This is a genomic window from Telmatobacter sp. DSM 110680, assembly GCF_039994875.1.
Lineage (GTDB): Bacteria > Acidobacteriota > Terriglobia > Terriglobales > Acidobacteriaceae > Telmatobacter.
Genome location: NZ_CP121196.1, coordinates 5,284,604 through 5,302,529 on the forward strand (window position 1 = coordinate 5,284,604; position 17,926 = coordinate 5,302,529).

General features: G+C 53.5%; 13 protein-coding genes and 1 other RNA gene. 2 read left to right on the plus strand and 12 right to left on the minus strand.

Translation table 11 applies throughout. The annotated features are described in order from the left end of the window. Nucleotides 1–46 precede the first annotated feature (46 nt). The 6 genes from P8935_RS21740 to P8935_RS21765 form a co-directional block, all read right to left on the minus strand. Nucleotides 47–781 (minus strand): hypothetical protein, encoded by a 735-nt coding sequence (locus P8935_RS21740; RefSeq protein ID WP_348262407.1) that lies wholly within the window; start codon nucleotides 779–781, stop codon nucleotides 47–49. Nucleotides 782–1,420: 639 nt separating this feature from the next. Beyond that, nucleotides 1,421–2,641, minus strand: coding sequence for a Wzz/FepE/Etk N-terminal domain-containing protein (locus tag P8935_RS21745; RefSeq protein WP_348262408.1), 1,221 nt, complete (start codon nucleotides 2,639–2,641; stop codon nucleotides 1,421–1,423). A 241-nt stretch (nucleotides 2,642–2,882) separates the two neighbouring features. Then, nucleotides 2,883–4,820 (minus strand): nucleoside-diphosphate sugar epimerase/dehydratase, encoded by a 1,938-nt coding sequence (locus tag P8935_RS21750; protein ID WP_348262409.1) that lies wholly within the window; start codon nucleotides 4,818–4,820, stop codon nucleotides 2,883–2,885. 225 nt (nucleotides 4,821–5,045) lie between these two features. After that, nucleotides 5,046–7,508: an SLBB domain-containing protein gene (locus P8935_RS21755; RefSeq protein WP_348262410.1), complete on the minus strand. Its 2,463-nt coding sequence runs from the start codon at nucleotides 7,506–7,508 to the stop codon at nucleotides 5,046–5,048. 59 nt (nucleotides 7,509–7,567) lie between these two features. After that, nucleotides 7,568–8,215, minus strand: coding sequence for a TetR/AcrR family transcriptional regulator (locus P8935_RS21760; RefSeq protein ID WP_348262411.1), 648 nt, complete (start codon nucleotides 8,213–8,215; stop codon nucleotides 7,568–7,570). 126 nt (nucleotides 8,216–8,341) lie between these two features. After that, the gene (locus tag P8935_RS21765) at nucleotides 8,342–8,908 is read right to left on the minus strand and encodes a UpxY family transcription antiterminator (RefSeq protein WP_348262412.1); all 567 of its coding nucleotides are present in this window, start codon (nucleotides 8,906–8,908) and stop codon (nucleotides 8,342–8,344) included. A 602-nt stretch (nucleotides 8,909–9,510) separates the two neighbouring features. Here P8935_RS21765 and P8935_RS21770 point away from each other — a divergent pair. After that, nucleotides 9,511–10,815 (plus strand): helix-turn-helix domain-containing protein, encoded by a 1,305-nt coding sequence (locus P8935_RS21770; RefSeq protein WP_348262413.1) that lies wholly within the window; start codon nucleotides 9,511–9,513, stop codon nucleotides 10,813–10,815. 71 nt (nucleotides 10,816–10,886) lie between these two features. Here the strand turns inward: P8935_RS21770 and P8935_RS21775 are convergent, their stop codons facing one another. The 4 genes from P8935_RS21775 to P8935_RS21790 form a co-directional block, all read right to left on the minus strand. After that, nucleotides 10,887–12,683 (minus strand): capsule assembly Wzi family protein, encoded by a 1,797-nt coding sequence (locus P8935_RS21775; protein WP_348262414.1) that lies wholly within the window; start codon nucleotides 12,681–12,683, stop codon nucleotides 10,887–10,889. A gap of 245 nt (nucleotides 12,684–12,928) precedes the next feature. Next, nucleotides 12,929–13,282, minus strand: a transfer-messenger RNA (tmRNA) gene (ssrA, locus tag P8935_RS21780). 96 nt (nucleotides 13,283–13,378) lie between these two features. Next, nucleotides 13,379–13,930, minus strand: a complete 552-nt coding sequence (locus P8935_RS21785) for a hypothetical protein (RefSeq protein ID WP_348262415.1) — start codon at nucleotides 13,928–13,930, stop codon at nucleotides 13,379–13,381. A 121-nt stretch (nucleotides 13,931–14,051) separates the two neighbouring features. Next, complete coding sequence (locus P8935_RS21790; RefSeq protein WP_348262416.1) at nucleotides 14,052–14,501, minus strand: CYCXC family (seleno)protein; 450 nt, start codon at nucleotides 14,499–14,501, stop codon at nucleotides 14,052–14,054. A 439-nt stretch (nucleotides 14,502–14,940) separates the two neighbouring features. Here P8935_RS21790 and P8935_RS21795 point away from each other — a divergent pair, with 439 nt between their 5' ends. Further along, a complete protein-coding gene (locus tag P8935_RS21795; protein WP_348262417.1) occupies nucleotides 14,941–15,186 on the plus strand; it encodes a hypothetical protein in 246 nt (81 codons plus the stop codon). Here P8935_RS21795 and P8935_RS21800 read toward each other — a convergent pair. Both P8935_RS21800 and P8935_RS21805 read right to left on the minus strand, forming a co-directional pair. After that, nucleotides 15,155–15,805 (minus strand): D-sedoheptulose 7-phosphate isomerase, encoded by a 651-nt coding sequence (locus P8935_RS21800; protein WP_348262418.1) that lies wholly within the window; start codon nucleotides 15,803–15,805, stop codon nucleotides 15,155–15,157. The genes P8935_RS21795 and P8935_RS21800 overlap by 32 nt on opposite strands. 181 nt (nucleotides 15,806–15,986) lie before the next feature. Further along, nucleotides 15,987–17,780 (minus strand): alpha-glucosidase, encoded by a 1,794-nt coding sequence (locus P8935_RS21805; RefSeq protein WP_348262419.1) that lies wholly within the window; start codon nucleotides 17,778–17,780, stop codon nucleotides 15,987–15,989. Nucleotides 17,781–17,926 lie beyond the last annotated feature (146 nt).

Sequence of the window (17,926 nt, forward strand, 5' to 3'; positions counted from 1 at the left end):
GTTGGTCCTAGAGGCAGATCTGTTGTGGGCTTATGGAGCGATTGGTTTAATCAAGTGCCGGAACCAAACTAGCTTTGCTCGTGATTTCAGGTGATCGGTATATCGTAGGCACAAAGGAATGCGAACTTCCAATCTCAATGCTGATGAACATCCCTTGAACTGCCCACCACCAATCGCCAATCCGAGGAAGAAACATTGCTTCGCTTGCGATGCCGGTGGAAAGCATCGCCAACGCCCACAGAGTCACGAAGTCGCCTTCCCCGTTGAATCGCCAGGCCTTCCAGGCGATGCCGATGACAGGTATGAAAAACAACAAGCTGCCGAAAAAACCACTTTCATCGACCACGTCAACATATAGCGAGTCTTTGACTGAATAGTCTGCTTTTTTGACAGCACCTACACCCGCAATCGGATGCGCCGAGATATCTTTCCAAGCCGCCACCGCGATGCTCTGATCCGATGCATAGCGGTTGTCTAATCGAGTGCCATTGAGAAAACCCTCGACCTGATAAGTTAGATTGCCAGCCAGCAACTCGGATCTGTCCAGTACAAAAACAATAGTCATGGTGAACAGGGCGAGAAAACAAAAGACTAAGCCAACGAGCCGGGGTCGCCGAACCTGCCTCGTAACGAAGACGCATCCGATGAGCATGACGAACGTTCCGGCAAGGAAGGAACCTGACTGCGAAGCTACCCCGCCCAGCACGCAGAACAACAGAGCAACTAGGATGCCGAGCTTCCTTGCGCTGCCAATCAGACCCCTCTGTGCGAGCAGGTACACACCTATAGTCAAAGCAAGCGCGAAATAAGTTCCGCATGGAGCAGTATTTCCAAAAGGCCCAATCGCCCTTACGGGAGCTCCCGCGGCTTCGAGGATCAGCTGATCTGAAAAGACCGTTGATGTCCACGTGGTATATGCAGCCTCAGTAATGGAGCGTACAAAGGAAATTCCCAATACCTGCCCCATCGAAAGCAGGCCGATCGGTATTGCAAGGAGCAAGAACAACAACTGCGAACGACGGAAATCGTTTTTGAACCAATTGATCTGTGAAAAGAGCCATGCAACGCCAATCGCTCGGAGGCCGCCCCCTAATCCAAGCCAGTCCGTTTTAGCTTCAGAGAACAAGGCCACAATCCCTGTCCACCCGACCCATCCGATAAACAGAAGAAGCCATCCGGATATGAATCTTTCTTTGCGCGTCAATCGAAATAAGCCGATCGCCACCATGGGGATGATTAGAAGTTGATCAGCCCGTGGTGTCCACGCGCCCATGTGTCCTTGCGGTGCAACCAAGACAACAACAAGGTAAGCAAGCGCTCCCACTCTCGGTCGCCAGACGAACAAAGCACAAACAACTCCGGCTGAGACGATAAGTAATAAATCGCAAATAAGGTTGATCAAACTGAGAGTCCTTTTTGCTTAAGCGCTGGTCATCGCAACCCAGAATTCCCGCAGGGCCTGCGAGATGGCCAAATCTTTGCGTACGAGTTCGTCTGTGAAGATATAGGTGCAAGCTCCCAGAAGCCCGAGCAGTGAAAACGCCACAATGATAGCTAGTCGGTGTGGCGAGGATTTACGTTCAGGCGGAATTGCTGATTCCACGACTTGGATAACGGCGCCCTCCTTGGCTTCGTCCAATTGGGCAGCGTCGTATTGTTTAGTGAGGAGATCGAGCAGCGCCTGCCTGTATAGGAACTCGCGCTCCGCGCGAAGGTACTCCAGGCCGGCCCCGGCCATTTTTGTAAGGTTGTTGTCGGTAGGCCCCGCTGAATTGCGCTCTTCCAATCGGTTTGCCTCGCCGCGCAATGATGCAAGCTGATTTTCTAGTAACTGCGCCTCCGGATTGCGCTCAGTCGAGTAGGAGCGCACCGATTGCAGTTCTACTTCTTTGGCTACCACCTGGGCACGCAATTCCGTCAGGCTTGCAACCAAGGCACGGGCCTGCACGTCAGGATGGACTAATCCTTTCTTCTGCTGGATCTGTTGGAAGGACAACTCGGCAGAATCCAGCTTTTCCTTGGCGTCCTTCAACTGCGCATCGTAGAAGAGGAGCCGCTGCGAGGCTTCGCTTATCGCAATCGACTGCGTGAGGATTCGAAGTTGCTCAGTGTATGCGTTAGCAATGTCTGCCGCCCGAGTCTTGTCTTTGTCGGTGAAGGATACCGAAATGAGTTGGCTTTTGTCGGAAGTGACACTGGTATCCTCTTCCAGCTTGGTACGGGCGCCCGTCATGTCCTTAGTGCGAAATGCGGAGACGAGTTTGAAGCGGTTGATAATTCCATCTTCAACAGGCCGCGAACGTAATAGACCGATATAAATGTCGTTCGGATTTCTCAATCCAAATCCACTGCTGCCCGCAGCGAGCAAGGAACCCGCACCCGAATTGCTGAGCTGATTCATCACCATCAGCGCTGTCGATGGGGTCTGGGTAGGCGTCAGCAGTTTCGTTGTTGCCGTGAACTTAACAGGAGCCAAGAAAGCGTATGTGATGCCTATTAGAGCGGCAACGCCGGTAGCAATCCCGACCGCGCGTTTGCGCCTTGCCACTCGAGTGAGAATCTCCACCAAGCTTACGAAGAGTGGCCCTTTCTGTTCATCCAGCGGCAACTTTTCTTCAAAAATCAGGCTTGAGATTGTCATTCTCTTTTGTTCCTTGTCTGCATGTTTCGTAATAATTAGTTCTTAGCGTCATTCCGGCCAGCGCAGTTTGAGATCATCTAAGCCGCAGATCGCAACGCAGCATTACTGTCGGCGGAGTTCGCTTCGTTAGACCGATGATTGCGCCGGCGAGAAGCTGGTCAGATATTGTTCTTTGCCAAGGCTTGCTAGTTCTCGTTCTAACGACCGATCGTCCTTCGATTCCAGGCAACAGCCGTGAAGGCTAAAGATGGATTCTGGGCAGATTGGACGTCTCTCTGACTTCAAGCGGGATGACGATTCCATGTTCAAGGATGCGTCGAAGCAGGTGGGTGCTTGGGTTGTAATCGAGAACCAGTTCTTTGAGTGCGACCACGAGGCGGCCGGTATCCCGCGTTTCGCAAATATGGCGCAAAGAGCTCAGCCACGTTTGCACATCTTCTTCAGGCACGCCGTTCCCAACAAAGATCCTGATCTTTTCATGATCTGTGGGAACCGTGTCCTCGAGTAGAGAGCTCAATTCCTCGTAGAGCTTCTCTCCGGGCCTCATTCCAGTGAATTCAATCGCAATGTCATGATCTGGCTTAAGTCCGGAAAGCAGTATGAGGTTTCTGGCTAGATCAACAATCTTTACCGGTTTCCCCATATCGAGAACGCAAATCTGGCCACCTCTGCCGATGGCTGAGGCTTGCAAGACAAGTTGACATGCTTCTGGAATTGTCATGAAGAATCGCCGCATTTCCGGATGCGTAACCGTGATGGGTCCACCAGCAGCGATCTGCTTTTTAAAGATCGGAATGACGCTGCCGTTCGAGCCCAGAACATTTCCGAAGCGGACGGCTACAAATTGTGTCCCGCCGTTTTGGAGCCCGAGAAGGATGAGTTCGGCGATACGCTTGGTAGCGCCCATTACATTTGTGGGACGCACAGCCTTATCGGAGGAGATCATGACAAAGTTGTCGACGCCGTGATCCATTGCGGCTGCGGCGACGTTGAACGTGCCGAATACATTATTCTCGATGGCTTCAAATACGTGAGTTTCCATCAAGGGAACGTGCTTGTAAGCGGCCGCGTGATAGACCACTTGCGGCCTGTACTGGCTGAGAACTTCATCGAGGCGAACGCGGTTCTGGACGCTTCCGATTTCCGGATAGAAGGGGATAGCCGGAAATTCTCTACGCATTTCGCGATCAATCTCGAACAGAGGAGACTCAGCAATTTCGAATCCGACGATTGCGGCTGGACGAAAGCGGGCGATCTGCTTGCACAATTCGGATCCGATAGACCCAGCCGCACCAGTGACCAGGACAACCTTCCCTTCGATGGTTGGGCTGATTTGTCTTTCTTCAAGGCGCACGGGCGTGCGACCAAGCAAATCCTCAACGGCGACCTCACGGATTTGACCTGCTAACCCGTGGCCTTCGATGATCTCTCCCAGCCCGGGGACCGTTTTACACTCTGCACCCGCCTCATGGCACAATTCAAGAATTCGAGTCATCTCTAATCCGGAAGCCGATGGAATGGCGATGAGTATGACTTCAATGTCGTTATTTGCTACCAGTTCTTTCGCTTGTTCCCCGCCGCCCAATACTGGCACATCATTGATAAGAACACCTCGCTTATCAGCGCGGTCGTCGAGGAATCCGCAAATGCGGTATGCCAATCTCGGGTTGTTGCGTATTTCTCTTAATAGAGTTACACCCGCGTCACCCGCACCGTAGATGAAGGTCCTCTTCTCCAGTTCGCCTCCCTGTCCGCCTTGTATCGTCTCCCTGATTAAGCGGACTGTAACTCGCAGGCCGGTTGTACCCAGTGTGCAGAAAACAAAATCAATCAGGTAAATCGATCGCGGAATTCTTCCCGGCACAACAAGGAGAAGAACAACATAACTGGCCGCAGATCCGGCTAAATTTGCACACAATATCCGGAATGCGTCAGAGATCGACACATAGCGGAAGCCCCGCTTGTCAAGATTTGCAAAATGGAATGCAAGACTCTTGACTACAACCCATATTGGCAACGCATAAGCAAGGTCGCGAAAGTAGATCGATGGCAAGCTGAAGTCAAATCGCAACAGATATGCAGCTGTTCCCGAAAATGCGAATAACAGCATCTGTGCTGCCCAAACAGCAACCAGCCGCATTGCATTCGATCTGAGCACGTTCGTCAGTCCTTTTCTCATTGTCTACCTCTCCCCTTTGTAGGGAGAACATCGGTTCTTATGGATAATCCAGTTGAATTGTCACTGCTTTAGAGTCCTATTCACTACGTTGCTGTCAAATACATCTTCGCCGAGATGTGTTGATCAACTCTGTGAGATAGGATGGCGTAACCGTGATAGTGGAGCTTTCGGGCGCGACATTTATTCAACCTGCACTGGCAGTTCATAATGGCGTCTAACTAACCTTTAGTGGACTACACTCAGTGCGGCGGCTGATAGTGCGAGTTGAGAGAAGAGTTGTGTGTACTGCAGAACGTTGGTCATCTTGGATGAGACTCGTAGTTTCTCAGGGACTACGATGGCGTCTCCGGGAAGCAATTTCAAGTTTTCATAACTTCCGTGTGAGTGGCTTCCATGAGATTGGCGGCTGACCACCGACCCGTCAGCGCGGATCACGAAAATGCGCTTTTGATCTGCATCTCGCGTAGCACCGCCAGAATCATTGAGGTACCCGATCAGCCGCTTTCCGGTCTCATAGCGAAATGCATTCGCGTTGTACACCGCACCAGCTACCTGAACGGTGCTGAGCCGAGGTGGAATGTAGAAAGTATCGCCGTCTTCAAGAGCGAAATCCGGAATGTCCGTCAAGCCCGAAGCGTCTGGTTTCATCTTGAGAACTACGCGGCCGGTCGGCTTGATTGAAGTGAGCTTCGTCAACGCCGCTTGCTGCATGGCCATCTGCGCCTGCTGATCGGCGCCGGTCTGACCTGGCTGGGGGGTCGCATTGGCAAATTTTGACATCAGATCTCTCTGCAACTCTTCAGAGGATTGTTTGAGTTGCTCTTCCTGCGCCTTGCGAGTAGATACCCTGGTAAACAAAGATGCGTAAAGGTAAGAATGCGAAGTAAGGCCTCCGGCCTGTTCAACGACCTCTCTCAAAGTCTGACCGGGATTGACGCGATATACGCCCGGTGCATTCACTTCGCCGCCGACGCGCACAAATGCGGCGTGCTTTTCCATAGGAAGCTCAAGATCTACGCGCGAGAAAATCGTTACGATGTCCCCCGGCTTGAGCGGCTGATTTTCTTTCGATGCATGCACATCAATCGCAGAGGCGAGACGAAATGGAATCAAGTGGGAACTTAGATCCTGATCATCAAGGCGTTCGATGACGGCGTATTCCCAGTTGATTTCCGCGCTGTTTTTTCCGACAGCTTCAATTGCCGCTTTGGTATCCTCGCCTACGCCAAATTGCCGTTCGTCGCTGAACTGGTCGGTACGGGGACGGCCAGCCTGATCGGCGCGTTCAATATCATCAGAATTGCCAGACTGATCGCCAGATTGCACTCCGCGGAGAATATCTGACGGGTCTTTCCGCGAGCCATTGGTTTTAGTCGACGGCTTACCAAATTGATCGTTCGGCTGATTTTCAACCTGGTTCAATCTCGACGATCCAAACTCTTCGACGGGCTCCGGCTGCGGAAGATGGTTTTGCTGATTCCAGTGTTTTCGCGTGATCAGTGCGTCACGGCTCGGAATCAGATCGGAAACGCGCATGCCTTCGTGCCATGCATAGCGACCCGGCTGGGCAACGCTGCCTCGCAGGGTGACTGCATTTTCAAACCGCGGTGAGAGAGCGAAGACTCTGAGCACGTCGCCATCTTTTACCAGCTGACGTAAACCCGATGCGTCGAGTCCAAACTCGTCAACGCGGCGACTTCGATGATCTTCGATGCGTTCAAGAAGAACGCGATCGGTGCCGGCAAGGTTGGTAAGTCCACCTGCATCTTCGAGAGCAGCGGCTACAGTTGTATCTCCGCGGGTTTCGTAGATACCGGGCTCGTTTACGCTTCCCAGCAACGCTAACTGTGGGCCCACCGGCGGAATATAGATCACATCTCCTGGAAGCAAGTGGACATCGTGTGATTTATCCCCATGGCGGAGAAGATTGTAGACGTCGAAGTCGCTGATCAACTGATCGTTACGGCGCAGTTGAATGTGTCGCATCGAACCGGTGGCAGACGGTCCGCCTGAAGCAAAAAGTGCGTTCACCAGCGTGCTCATTGAAGAAACGGTGTAGGCACCGGGTTGGCGCGCGCTTCCCAGAACATAAATCTGAATCGAATGCAGGCGGCCGAGGGTTACGTTCAGCTCAAAGTCTTTGTAGAGATTGCCGATGGAGGAGCGAAGGCGATTTTCCAACTGGTCGTAACGGAGGCCGGCAACGATCACAGTTCCGACCTTAGGCAGAGATATCTGTCCATTTCGGTCGACAATCAGGCGGGAGTCGAGATCGATTTTTCCCCAGGCACGAATAAGCAACTCATCGCCCGGTCCGATTACGTAGTCGGAAGGCAACGCGATGTGATCGATAGGTGCAAAGGTTGTGGGAACCTCGTCGAAGAGCCGGCGGCCATAGACTTGTAAAGGATGTCCCGCGGCCTCTTCTGCAAGGAGTTGGAAATCGGACTTTGTAGTTAGCGGTCCCACAAACTTGGAGGAGACCGGAGGCATTGTAAAGTTTGGAGCGTCCGTGGGGGGGCCGGTCAGTACAGAGTCTCGGCCGGTCGCTGTGGGGTTTCGGATCGCACCAGTATTCTGGCCAGCCGTCGCAGGAATCGCGGCATCAGGCTCCGGTGTCGTGAGGGTGCTCTGTCCAGCGCAAACCGCGCTGCAAACCAGGAAAAGAATCAAAAACTTTTTACTCATAATTTTGGATATGCAGGAATTGAAATGAGCCGTTAGATCCATGTTGGTAAATGGGGATGCTAAGCAGATAAAGCTTCTTCTGAAGTTGCCGAAGAGGAGCGCTCCTGCGCTACAGGGACGAGCGCTCCCAGCCAGAAGGCCGTGTAGGCCTCGACCGCCTGGCGGCTGTCGAGTTTTGAGAGACGACACCCTTCGATAAAGGTGGAGAGCTCTGGCTGGGCGAACACGGTGAGGGCTATTCCCGCAGTCATAATAGCTGGATTCAGATTGCGAATCTTGCCCCGTTCAATGTTGGTTTCGAGATAGCGGGTAATAGCGGTGAAGAGCGGGCCCAGATGTTCGCGGCATGCTTCCTCTGCTCTTCCGCGGACCTCGACGAAGGCCACAGCAATCATTCGCACCATGTCGGGAGAGAAAGTCGCCGCATCGATCAACAGACTAAGTACACGAGGGAGAATAATCTCTGGAGAATCCAGTCCGGGACTTGGATTGAGCAAGCTAAGTCGCGGCTTGATGGTAGTGAAACAGGATGCGAGCGCTGACCAGAAGATGTCTTCCTTGTGCTCAAAGTAGCGGTATACCGTTACTTCGCTTACATCGGCTAGCCGCGCAATGTCGCGAGTGCTTGTGCCGTGGTATCCCTGTCGTGAAAACAGGGCAACGGCAGCGCGAATAATACGTTCTGGGACGTCTGATTTTTTAGGCATAGGTCCAACTTGCGGTTACAGGTGATAAATCTCAGTTGATCGACAAAGGGGAAGTCGTGAGGCTCACAAACGAGCAAGAGATTTTAAGCTGCTGTAGGAAACATCAGAGATTTGGCCCGCGGAAAACTAGTTTATGACCGGCTCGAGATCGTCGGCACGAACCTCGAGTGCAGCGTTCTGATTAATGAGTGCAATCGTCAGGACAAAACGCAATCCACTTTTCTTTTGAATCAGCGTACCCTGCACGCCCTGCATTGGACCTGCTTTGATGCGAACCTTTTTGCCGATCACGAGATCGTAAAAAGGCTCGACATGCGAACGGCAGAAATCAGAGCGCAGAAACTCAATCTCTGTTTCCGGCACGGGCAGCGGCCCCTGACAATTACCGACAATCCTGAGCGCACCGGGAGATCCAAGCACGGAGCCTCGATCTTGAGCGCAGATTCGCACAAATACATACGAAGGAAACAGCGGCCGAATGATTTTGACGCGTTGACGGTTTTTCCAGAGACTCATGGTTTCGTAAGTAGGAAGGAACGACTCAATCTGCCGTGCATCCAGGTGGCGGATCACCGACCGCTCTGTTTGAGGCATGGTATAAACCGCGAACCATTTTGGATCTATCTCAGGATGAGCAAAGATGGGTAAGTTTGGCTGTAGATGGTGAGCATTCTTACACGGGAGGATATCCATCTCTACCTTTCGTCAAATCCGAGAACTCATAGCTCTTAACAACGAAGATTCAAGTGGTTATGAAATGTTCAAGTTCCGTTGCTCGACGACCATCGGTTGAACATGGCTTCGCCAGGGTGACTTAGCAGTTCACATTGACGCTAAGCCGCACACTCCCACTGCATCGCCTAATCTCACTCCTGTAAGTGAGGTTAAAGACCGGCTGCGCTGAGTGATTAAGATTGAAACCATGTTAACTCTGAACTAAACCTAGATGTTTCGCCAATTCACGCCGATGCGCGTCAATTCGCGACAAACCTTGTCATTCTGGCCTGTATGGGTCCAGAAATGGGGTACGAATTAGGTATTTTTGAGCCCGCAAGAGTAACCACTCGTCCCAATGATGTGTGTTGTTGCTCACTTAACACATTCCCAATCCGAGGCAAAATAGGCTTTATGTTCCCACTGTGGGAAACGTTTGTTATTTCCAAGTTAGACTTGTCCTGCCGATCCAATCGCACTCATGGGATGCCAGGGCTTAACTGATCGCTTTTAGGTCTTTCCCGGTGAGATGTGGAACTGAAGACTCAAGGTTCTCGCTTGTAAGAAAGGGCCCCGTCTTGATGCCGAAAGTGAATGCTCAAGGCTTTGCTGAAGCTCGTCTCGACACATGGAAGTCCATTGCCCAGTATCTCGGACGCAGTACTCGCACAGTCCAACGTTGGCACTCGGAATACCGGCTACCTATTCGACATCTGGGCGGCGATGCAACCTCGGTTTTTGCATATACCGATGAATTGGACGAATGGCTGCGAAAGCGCAACCCGGCTGAAAATCAGGAAGATACTAGCCGACAAGAACTGACCAACCTGTATGAGGATACTCGTACGGTGCCTTTGCAGCTGGCGGACTCGCGACAGCCGACGATTTTCCATGGAAATTCAGGATCAAGCGAGCGCCGTGCTTCCGAACTGGTCGGATTGGCGCAAAGAATGTGGGAGAGCCTTTCTGATTTAAATCTCCCTTCAATCGTGCGGCTGTATCGCGAGGCCGCCGATCTAGACCCATTCAATGCCCAAGCCTTTGCGGGCTTGTCGCAGTCCTTAATCGCAGCAAGTGTGCTTGGCACGCTTCATAGCTCCGAAGCATATCGGTCTGCGGAAGTGGCGATGCATCGGGCATTGGAACTTGATCCGGAACTAATCGAGACCGGATGCGCAACCGCGTGGCTCAAACTGCTAGTGGTCCGAGACTGGACGAGTGCGGGAATCACCTTCGATGAAGTCCTGTTGAAGAGGCCATGGTGCACACAAGCTCTTGTCGGACGCGCGTTGCTCTGTATTGCGGAAGGTCGTCTTTCAAACGCTGCGGAGCTACTGCGAGAAGCTTCCACGCACCGTCCATTGAATTCTTCGGTCGCGGCACTTTTCTGCTGGCAGGAATATCTGGCGGGTGATTTTGACAATGCTCTCGCGTTTGTATCGCAGTCGCGGGCGACTGGTCACGCGGGAAGGATCCTTGACGCCGTGGAGGCTCTGGCAGGGGTGCTTATTGAAGGCCCGGTGGCGAACATCGATCGACTGGCGCAGCAGTTAGAGGACTCGCCTCGCCACTATGCGCAGCAGGGTGTGCTTGGTTACGTGTACGGTGTGACCGGACAATCCGAAAAAGCACTAGCGATCATCGACGCGATGACAGTCATCGGAATAAGCGGCAAATGCGACTACGCCTACTCCATGGCGCTAACATTTCTTGGTTTGAATGAGCACAAAGCAGCTATGGAATGGCTGCAGCGGTCCTATCTTCAGGGTTCGCTTTGGAGCCTTGGTTTCCAGTTGGATCCGATTCTGGCTCCACTTCGCTCTGATCCTCAAACCAGGAACTCATTCGAAAGCTTGGGATATGCACCTTCGCGGATCGAAGAGTGACTTCTGAATCAGCCCATTGCCTGGGTTCATGATTCGCTGACCTGGAATGTTGCCTCAGAGCATCTGGGGCTCTAAAAGCTGATACTTCGGTTCGGGAACCAGGTAAGCCGAATGGAAGTGTTGGTCACCGTTTGCGTACCTGGCAAATAAATAGGAGCCTTGTAGCGCTCATAGGTGAAGGTGCCATTGATTTCAAAGTCGCGGCCGACGCGCTTGACTACGTTGAAATTCAAGTCGGCCAGCGTGGTGCCTCCGGGAATGAAGTCTTTCGCAGCCTTCTGGGTGCGCAGACTGAGTTGCAACCACTCGTTGCCGCTCAAGTGATAGGTAATCCACGCCTGTCCACCTTTGTCCTCGCGCCCAACCCAATCGCCAAATAGTTGGCCTTTGTTCGTGTAACCCTGCTTCTGGATCGATTCGTAGTATTGATAACGGCCTCCAACACTGCTTGGATGGGACGAATCGGTGTTTACGGCTTCGGCGCGCAGATCGAGCTTCGGTACGCCGGGAAAATGCGATAGATAGAGTCCCGGCCTGTAGGTGGCGTGTCCAGCGAAGATTGGGCTCGGAGTATCGTGCGCTTCCATGTCGGTGTAGAGCGTGAGCCAGTTGCGCGGAAATGGAAGTCGGTATGAGAAGTCGAGAGCGCCGAAACGCGCTCCGGGATCTTGAGGCGAATTCTTGATGTCGGTATGGACACTGTCGAGGCTGAAGAAGCTGCGCAAAAAAGTATGAAGCGTGATCGGCTCATGGTCCTTACCGCCCCAGATCACTGTACGTTCGAAGCCAAATTCCAAATCGCGCGTAGGCTTGAAACTAAGCTTCTCCGCATGAACCCAGGGATCGTTTGGTTGCGTGTGTCCCTTGAGTGATCCGACCAGAAAGTCATAGCGAATCGGTCCGATCACGCGCGAGAGCAGCGGAACGCGTAGCGGCTCAGTGCGGTTGATCTGGAAGGCATAAATATTCTCTGCATTGTTTGACCATGCCATGGCACTTCCCTCCCCGGGACCGAGCCATTGGTCGTGCTTGCCGATCGAGACTTCGTGGTTGTGAACATTGACGGAGAGGTAAGCCTCCATCAAACGCCCAACGGTGGTGGTCGGGATTGGTCCCCTGGGAATTGTCGCCTGATTGTAAGGAAGGCCGGTAGCCGGGTTTATGAAATAAATGAGATCAACGTTCGTTGATAGATTCTCTGCCAGGGCGGTGGAATATCCGGCAGCCGAAGGCGCTCCCTGGAATTCACCGCGCACATAAAGAAGATATCTGCCAGCGGATGCATATCCACTGAGGCCAGAGTAGTTGTTCAATCCATTCTCGAATGGACGTCCATAATCGTTCACTATGCTTGAGCCGAGATGATAGCTGTCGTGAAGCGGAGTTCCCGTGATGGCACGAAGCAGCGAATAGGACGACTCAAGACGCGCTTGGCCACGAGGCGACGTGCAATCCTGAATATCGGGTAAGAGTTCGCGCAGGAGCACCGCGTAGAGATTTTGCGCCTCGTCAGCGGTTGAATCACCATACAAATTCGCATCCTCAATTTCCCGCGAAGTATCCCGAAGCATGTGGATTAGATTCAAGCGCGTCCACGGACGCATGCCGAGATAGACGTCTTGCGTGTAGCCGAGAGCGTTCAGCCGCGTCACTGCCGGGTAAATCCAACTGTCGAGCGGAATGTACGGCGAGCCATTGGTCGAGGATTCACAATCCTGCAATGCATTTCCGGTTTGGGTTGCCAGCTGAGTGTGCTGCAGCGCAGTTGACTGTGCCGCGAGGGGAAGACCCGCAGCAATAGAAAATGCGGCTACTACGTTCGCGAATGTGACTAAACCCGCAGCAGAAAAGGTCCCGAGCTTAAACAAATTTAGATTCCTCGTTGCGCCCGCAGTGGTGCATTTCAATGCATTCAACCGAACCGGTTCGCGGCGGATTGGATGGTCGAGATTGCTTTTGGATATAGAGCTAGCCTATCTGTTCCGTCTCGGAGTTCCGAGAATCCCGACAAATACCCTTGTAACAGCGCATCTGGAAATGGGCTGTGCGCAACGCCACTGCAGTTGACGTAGGCGATGAACAAAAAAGGCTGCTTAAAGGACTACTCGGAAGTTGGTGGAGGCGGCGGGAGTCGAACCCGCGTCCGAAATCGCTGTCAGCCGGGAAGATCCATGTTCAGTCCAGTTCCGCATGTTTTCGCCTCAAACGCTCAGAACGGACAAGATGCGCCTGAAGCTAGTCCGATGATCTTATGGCTGCAACACGGACCGAGAAGCAGTCACCAGCCTACTGAATGACGTCTGATTCGCCGCCCATAGGCGAAGCTGCGAGAGACGGCTGCTTAGTTAATTAAGCAGCAAGTGCCAGGTTATCGTTGGCAACTTTGTTTTTGCAGGCGATTACGGGTGCCCACACCCCGACATGCCTCCCATGCCGCAATCGATCCCGTCGAAACCGTGACGCCCCCAATGCTGCACTCCTTACGATGACCGAGGAATGCGGCTGGATGCAAGCCCGTCCAACTGGCTCGTGCTGCTGGATCTATTCTACGCCGAAAGCACGCCTAGAAATGATAGGCCAGTCCCACGCCCACTCGATAGTGTGACGGACCGTGACCGCCAGAATCGCTTGCGGTGGGGGCTTTGCCATTGCCGAGGTAGTCGCCTGCGACTCGGAATTTCAATCCCAGGAACACCGGTATATCGGCGCCTCCGCCCAGCGCATAGCTGCCGGCGTTGTATCCAACCCCTGGAAAGGTGGTCAAAGTCGCAGTCTCATGGGCGACACCGCCAAGAGCATGAGCAAAGGCGCTGAAACCCACGGCGTGCACTGTGACGCGAGGACCGAACATGACCAGCGTCACGTGCTGCGAAAACCCGCTGGAACTGGCACCGTAGTGCGAGACGTCGCCTTCAGCGCCGACAAAGGGGAGGAACTTGACGTGCGCCGCTGCCTGCCAGCCATTCATTCCGCTGGTGTTCGCGGCATATAAATTGCTCCCGACTCGGCTATAACCGAAATAGACATCCGCTTTGTCTGCTCCTCGGGCCTGGCCCACGAACGCAATGGAGAACATCAGTGATGCAAAAATAGCGGCAAGATTGCGCAACTTCATTGGTATCACCCTCCTCAACTAGTCAAATGTTGAGTTGCACGATCAGCTGCTTACGATCACTTTCGGCAGCGGAAAATCTCACATCGAGACAATCGAAGAATCCGACCGACTCGGCGAAGGGCTACTGCTTCTCAAGATCGATCTGCTCGTAAGCGTGCTGGGCAATGCCGGCGCGGATTTCCGCTGGGGTTTTGCCTGACTTGGTCATGGCGAAGGCGTAGAAGGCTTCCTTGGCGCAGGTGGAACATTCGGCTCCATGCAAACCTTCGTAGCAACTGCGCAGACTGGTGTGGCCGAGGGATCGGTCGCAGCGGCAGTTGCATGGGAGCTGATAGAGCACATTGCCAATCTTTGCGGCCTGCTGGTAAACGTGCACCTGCCAGGGGTAGCGGAAGTTATCGCCAGTCAGTTTCGCGCCAGAAAGCATGGGCGGCAATGGTGTGACTTTCAACGGAGCCGCAGGATGGTATGCAGGAATATCTTCAGCAGGGTTCGACCACTGAGCATAGCTGGCAGCGGTGATGGCGAAGACTGCAAAGCCGAGAATCCAACGTCTCTTAGCAAAATTCATGAATGGCGCTCTCTCTCGTCATTTTAGACCGGAATGACGAGCGATCAAAATCCCCAGCGCCGCAGGCAGAAAACCGGTGGCGACTGAAATTAGATGGGGCGACGAAGCGTCTTACCGGCCGATGAGAGTCCGCGATAGTATTGGGTTCAAGGTGAATCTGATCTACGCTGTTTGGCACAAAAAAAGACGGCACGAACGTTTTTTGTTCGTGCCGGGAGGCCAGTGACGCAAACTACTTCCAGCTTTGGTGCGATCAAGAAGACCGCGCTCCATCACTGGAATATCTACACGATACTATAGATTCACCTCGAAGCAAATACAAAATATTAAATTTTCTCGCGATGCGGGACACAAAACCTTTAGGAATGTCGTGGCATCTAACGACGGCCTTACGAATATCTGATCAGTTGAGACAGGATAGGATGAAGCAAGGTGACCTATGATAAACGACGTGGAATCAGACGTTTCAAAAACCAAGGAAGCCGCCTCCCACGTCGAGCCGTACGATCCGGCCTCGCGCGGCTGGCTCAAGGTTGGGACGATTGCTGCCGCTTCAGCCGTTCTGGGAGGCTTGGCAGCGGCATGGTTCTACCGCAAGACGCTCTCCCGACTTCGGGAGGCTGAAAATGAGATTCCGGATTCGAAAACCGGTACTACTGAGGACCGGATGGGAGAGGATTTCTGACTCCCGCCCCATTCGGAGTAGCTGCGGCCTTTCCCGTATTCACTTCCTTTTCGAGGATTTCGCACAGCACGTGGCCAGCGAGGATGTGTGCCTCCTGGATGCGAGGCGTGTCTGAGGACGGAACCTCAAACAGGAAGTCAGCCGCCGTAGCGATCTTTCCACCTCCTTTGCCCGTAAAAGCCACCGTGACCGCGCCTATTTTGCGCGCAGCCTCAAGGGCCAGATAGACGTTTCGGCTGTTGCCGGAGGTCGAAATGGCGACCACGACATCCCCCTTGCGTGCCAATGTCTCCACCTGACGCTGAAAGATGTGTTCGTAGCCGTAGTTGTTGCTGGCTGCGGTGAGTATCGACGTGTCTGTGGACAGAGCAATCGAAGGAATACCGGGACGATCGAGGCGAAAGCGGACAACGAGTTGGCCATTCAGATGTTGCGCATCCGCGGCGCTGCCCCCGTTGCCGCACCACAGGATTTTGCCACCCATGCGGATGGAGAGGACCATCTCGCTTGCGATCTGATCGAGTACCTGCTGCTGATCGCGGAGAGCTTGAATTATCTGGATGTGCTCGGCCAGGGCTGCCTGGAAGATTCTGGCGCGGTCAGGGATGGTTTCGGACATGGATTTCATATTCCTGAAGGAGATGGGCCGAGTGCTGCCCGCGCGGTGTGAGCGCGCTCCAGCATCTTACTCCAGCAGGTGATGCTTTGAGGATTGGAAACTGGTTGAGGACTAGGAATCTCGACAATGATGCGATGCGTGCCGCCCAGTTCTGAACGGCACGCGATGGTTGCGAGACTGCTTAGTGGCTGAGGACGAACTGAAGCTGGCCAACGTACACGCCGTAGGGGCCGAGTTGAATGATCTTCAGCGAGCTTGGATCGTTTGCGCCAGGAGTCTTCAAGAGCGTGTTTACGGGACCATCAGTCAAGCCCGCCCCGACAAGATTCACGGTCTGGGGCTCGGCGGTGAAGTTGACCGCCACTACCACGGGCGGCGCGCCCGCGGCCTCGCGTTTCCAGCTCAGCACTTTTGTATTCCTTGTATCAAGCATGGTGTCTGAGCCCTGGGAGAGGGCGCGATTGGTTTTCTTGAGCCGGATGAGGGCTTGATACCAGGCAAATAACGAATTGGGATCGCTCTTCTCAGTTTGCACATTGATTGTGGAAGCGTTGGGCGGGACGGGTAACCATGGCTTTGCAGTCGGCGCATCGAATCCGGCATTCGGAGCAGGTGTCCACTGCATGGGCGTACGCTCACCGTCGCGGCCCTTCTCCTTAGGCCAGCCGATAACACCGATCGGATCCTTTACGTCCTCCTTCCGCGCCGGCGGCGTTGTCTTCATGCCGATTTCGTCGCCGTAGTAAAAGAGCGATGCACCGCGGCTCGCAAACAGAATCGTAGAGATGACGCGCTGAATATCGGTGTCGTGTACACCGTCGCCATAGCGTGCATCGATGCGCGGGTTATCGTGATTGTCGAAGACGATCAGCGGAACATTTTCACCAAGATCCGTCTCCGCATCTTCGAGCTTCGAACGGAACGCGGCCACGTCAAGCTTGTTGATGAATCCGATTTGCGTGTCCATGGGCAGTTGGAACTCGGGATGCTCAAATGTTCCATACTGCTTGAGAAGTTCAGCGATATTCGGCAGGTAGGTTTCGCCTACAAAAACTCGAGTGCCCGGAAACTTGTCGGTTGAAAACTGGTCGGCATATGCGCGCATCTCCGCCATCACAGCGTGAACTTCGGGGAGATTGCTGGTACGGGTGTCCTGCAGTGCGACATCGCCGTAGGCGTTGGTGAAGCTTTTGCCATCCTTGTCGAGGGCGACATCCTCATCTCTCATCTGGGGATCTTCAAACAATGTGGGAATGGCGTCGAAACGGAAACCGCTAACACCTTTTTTGAGCCAGAATGCGAGGATGTCTTTGAATGCCTGGTGAACCTTCGGGTTATTCCAATTGAAGTCAGGCTGCTGAATATAGAACTTGTGGTAGTAGTACTGCCGCGTTTTTTCGTCCCACTCCCATGCCGAATGGCCGAAAGCGGACTGCCAGTTATTTGGCGGCTGTCCCTTGTCAGTCGCGGTCTCGCCCTTGCCGTCGTGCCATACGTACCAGTCGCGATAGGGATTGTCTTTGGATAAGCGCGAGTCGAGGAACTTGTGTTTGTCTGACGAGTGGTTCATCACCATGTCCATCAGCACACGGATGTGGCGCTTGTTGGCTTCGGCGATGAGGTGATCGAAGTCGGCCATGGTGCCGTATTTGGGATCAATAGCCTCGTAGTCGGAGATGTCGTAGCCAAAGTCGACTTGAGGCGAGGGATAGCACGGCGTAAGCCAGATCGCATCGACACCAAGTTCTTTCAGATAGTCGAGATGCGCGGCGATGCCCTTCAAGTCGCCGATTCCATCGTTATTCGAATCGGCAAAGCTGCGCGGATAAATCTCGTAGAAAACGCCGTTGCGCCACCAGTTTTTTTCGTCCTCCTTGCTGGGCGTGGACGAAGTCTGTGCTCTTACGACTTGAACTGCGAAGCTTAATGTGAGAGCGATTGTGGCGACGGTTGCGAATTTCCTGGTCCAGTGCATTGCTGTCTCCTCGTCCTTGGAGTGGTCTCGCGATTCAAGCGCGAAAACGGCACATCCCCTTCCGATGCTCATGAATTGGCAACGGTGTGAACAGGGCAAAAGTAACACAATCGGCTCGGGTTGGGGGAGTTGAAAGTAAGACGGGA

Excerpts from the sequence above, each read along its gene's own strand:
- P8935_RS21765 (WP_348262412.1), bottom strand. The coding sequence starts at position 8,908 with ATGGATATCCTCCCGTGTAAGAATGCTCACCATCTACAGCCAAACTTA.
- P8935_RS21755 (WP_348262410.1), bottom strand. The coding sequence starts at position 7,508 with ATGAGTAAAAAGTTTTTGATTCTTTTCCTGGTTTGCAGCGCGGTTTGC.
- P8935_RS21795 (WP_348262417.1), top strand. The coding sequence starts at position 14,941 with ATGATAAACGACGTGGAATCAGACGTTTCAAAAACCAAGGAAGCCGCC.
- P8935_RS21745 (WP_348262408.1), bottom strand. The coding sequence starts at position 2,641 with ATGACAATCTCAAGCCTGATTTTTGAAGAAAAGTTGCCGCTGGATGAA.
- P8935_RS21800 (WP_348262418.1), bottom strand. The coding sequence starts at position 15,805 with ATGTCCGAAACCATCCCTGACCGCGCCAGAATCTTCCAGGCAGCCCTG.
- P8935_RS21770 (WP_348262413.1), top strand. The coding sequence starts at position 9,511 with ATGCCGAAAGTGAATGCTCAAGGCTTTGCTGAAGCTCGTCTCGACACA.
- P8935_RS21750 (WP_348262409.1), bottom strand. The coding sequence starts at position 4,820 with ATGAGAAAAGGACTGACGAACGTGCTCAGATCGAATGCAATGCGGCTG.
- P8935_RS21760 (WP_348262411.1), bottom strand. The coding sequence starts at position 8,215 with ATGCCTAAAAAATCAGACGTCCCAGAACGTATTATTCGCGCTGCCGTT.
- P8935_RS21790 (WP_348262416.1), bottom strand. The coding sequence starts at position 14,501 with ATGAATTTTGCTAAGAGACGTTGGATTCTCGGCTTTGCAGTCTTCGCC.
- P8935_RS21805 (WP_348262419.1), bottom strand. The coding sequence starts at position 17,780 with ATGCACTGGACCAGGAAATTCGCAACCGTCGCCACAATCGCTCTCACA.
- P8935_RS21785 (WP_348262415.1), bottom strand. The coding sequence starts at position 13,930 with ATGAAGTTGCGCAATCTTGCCGCTATTTTTGCATCACTGATGTTCTCC.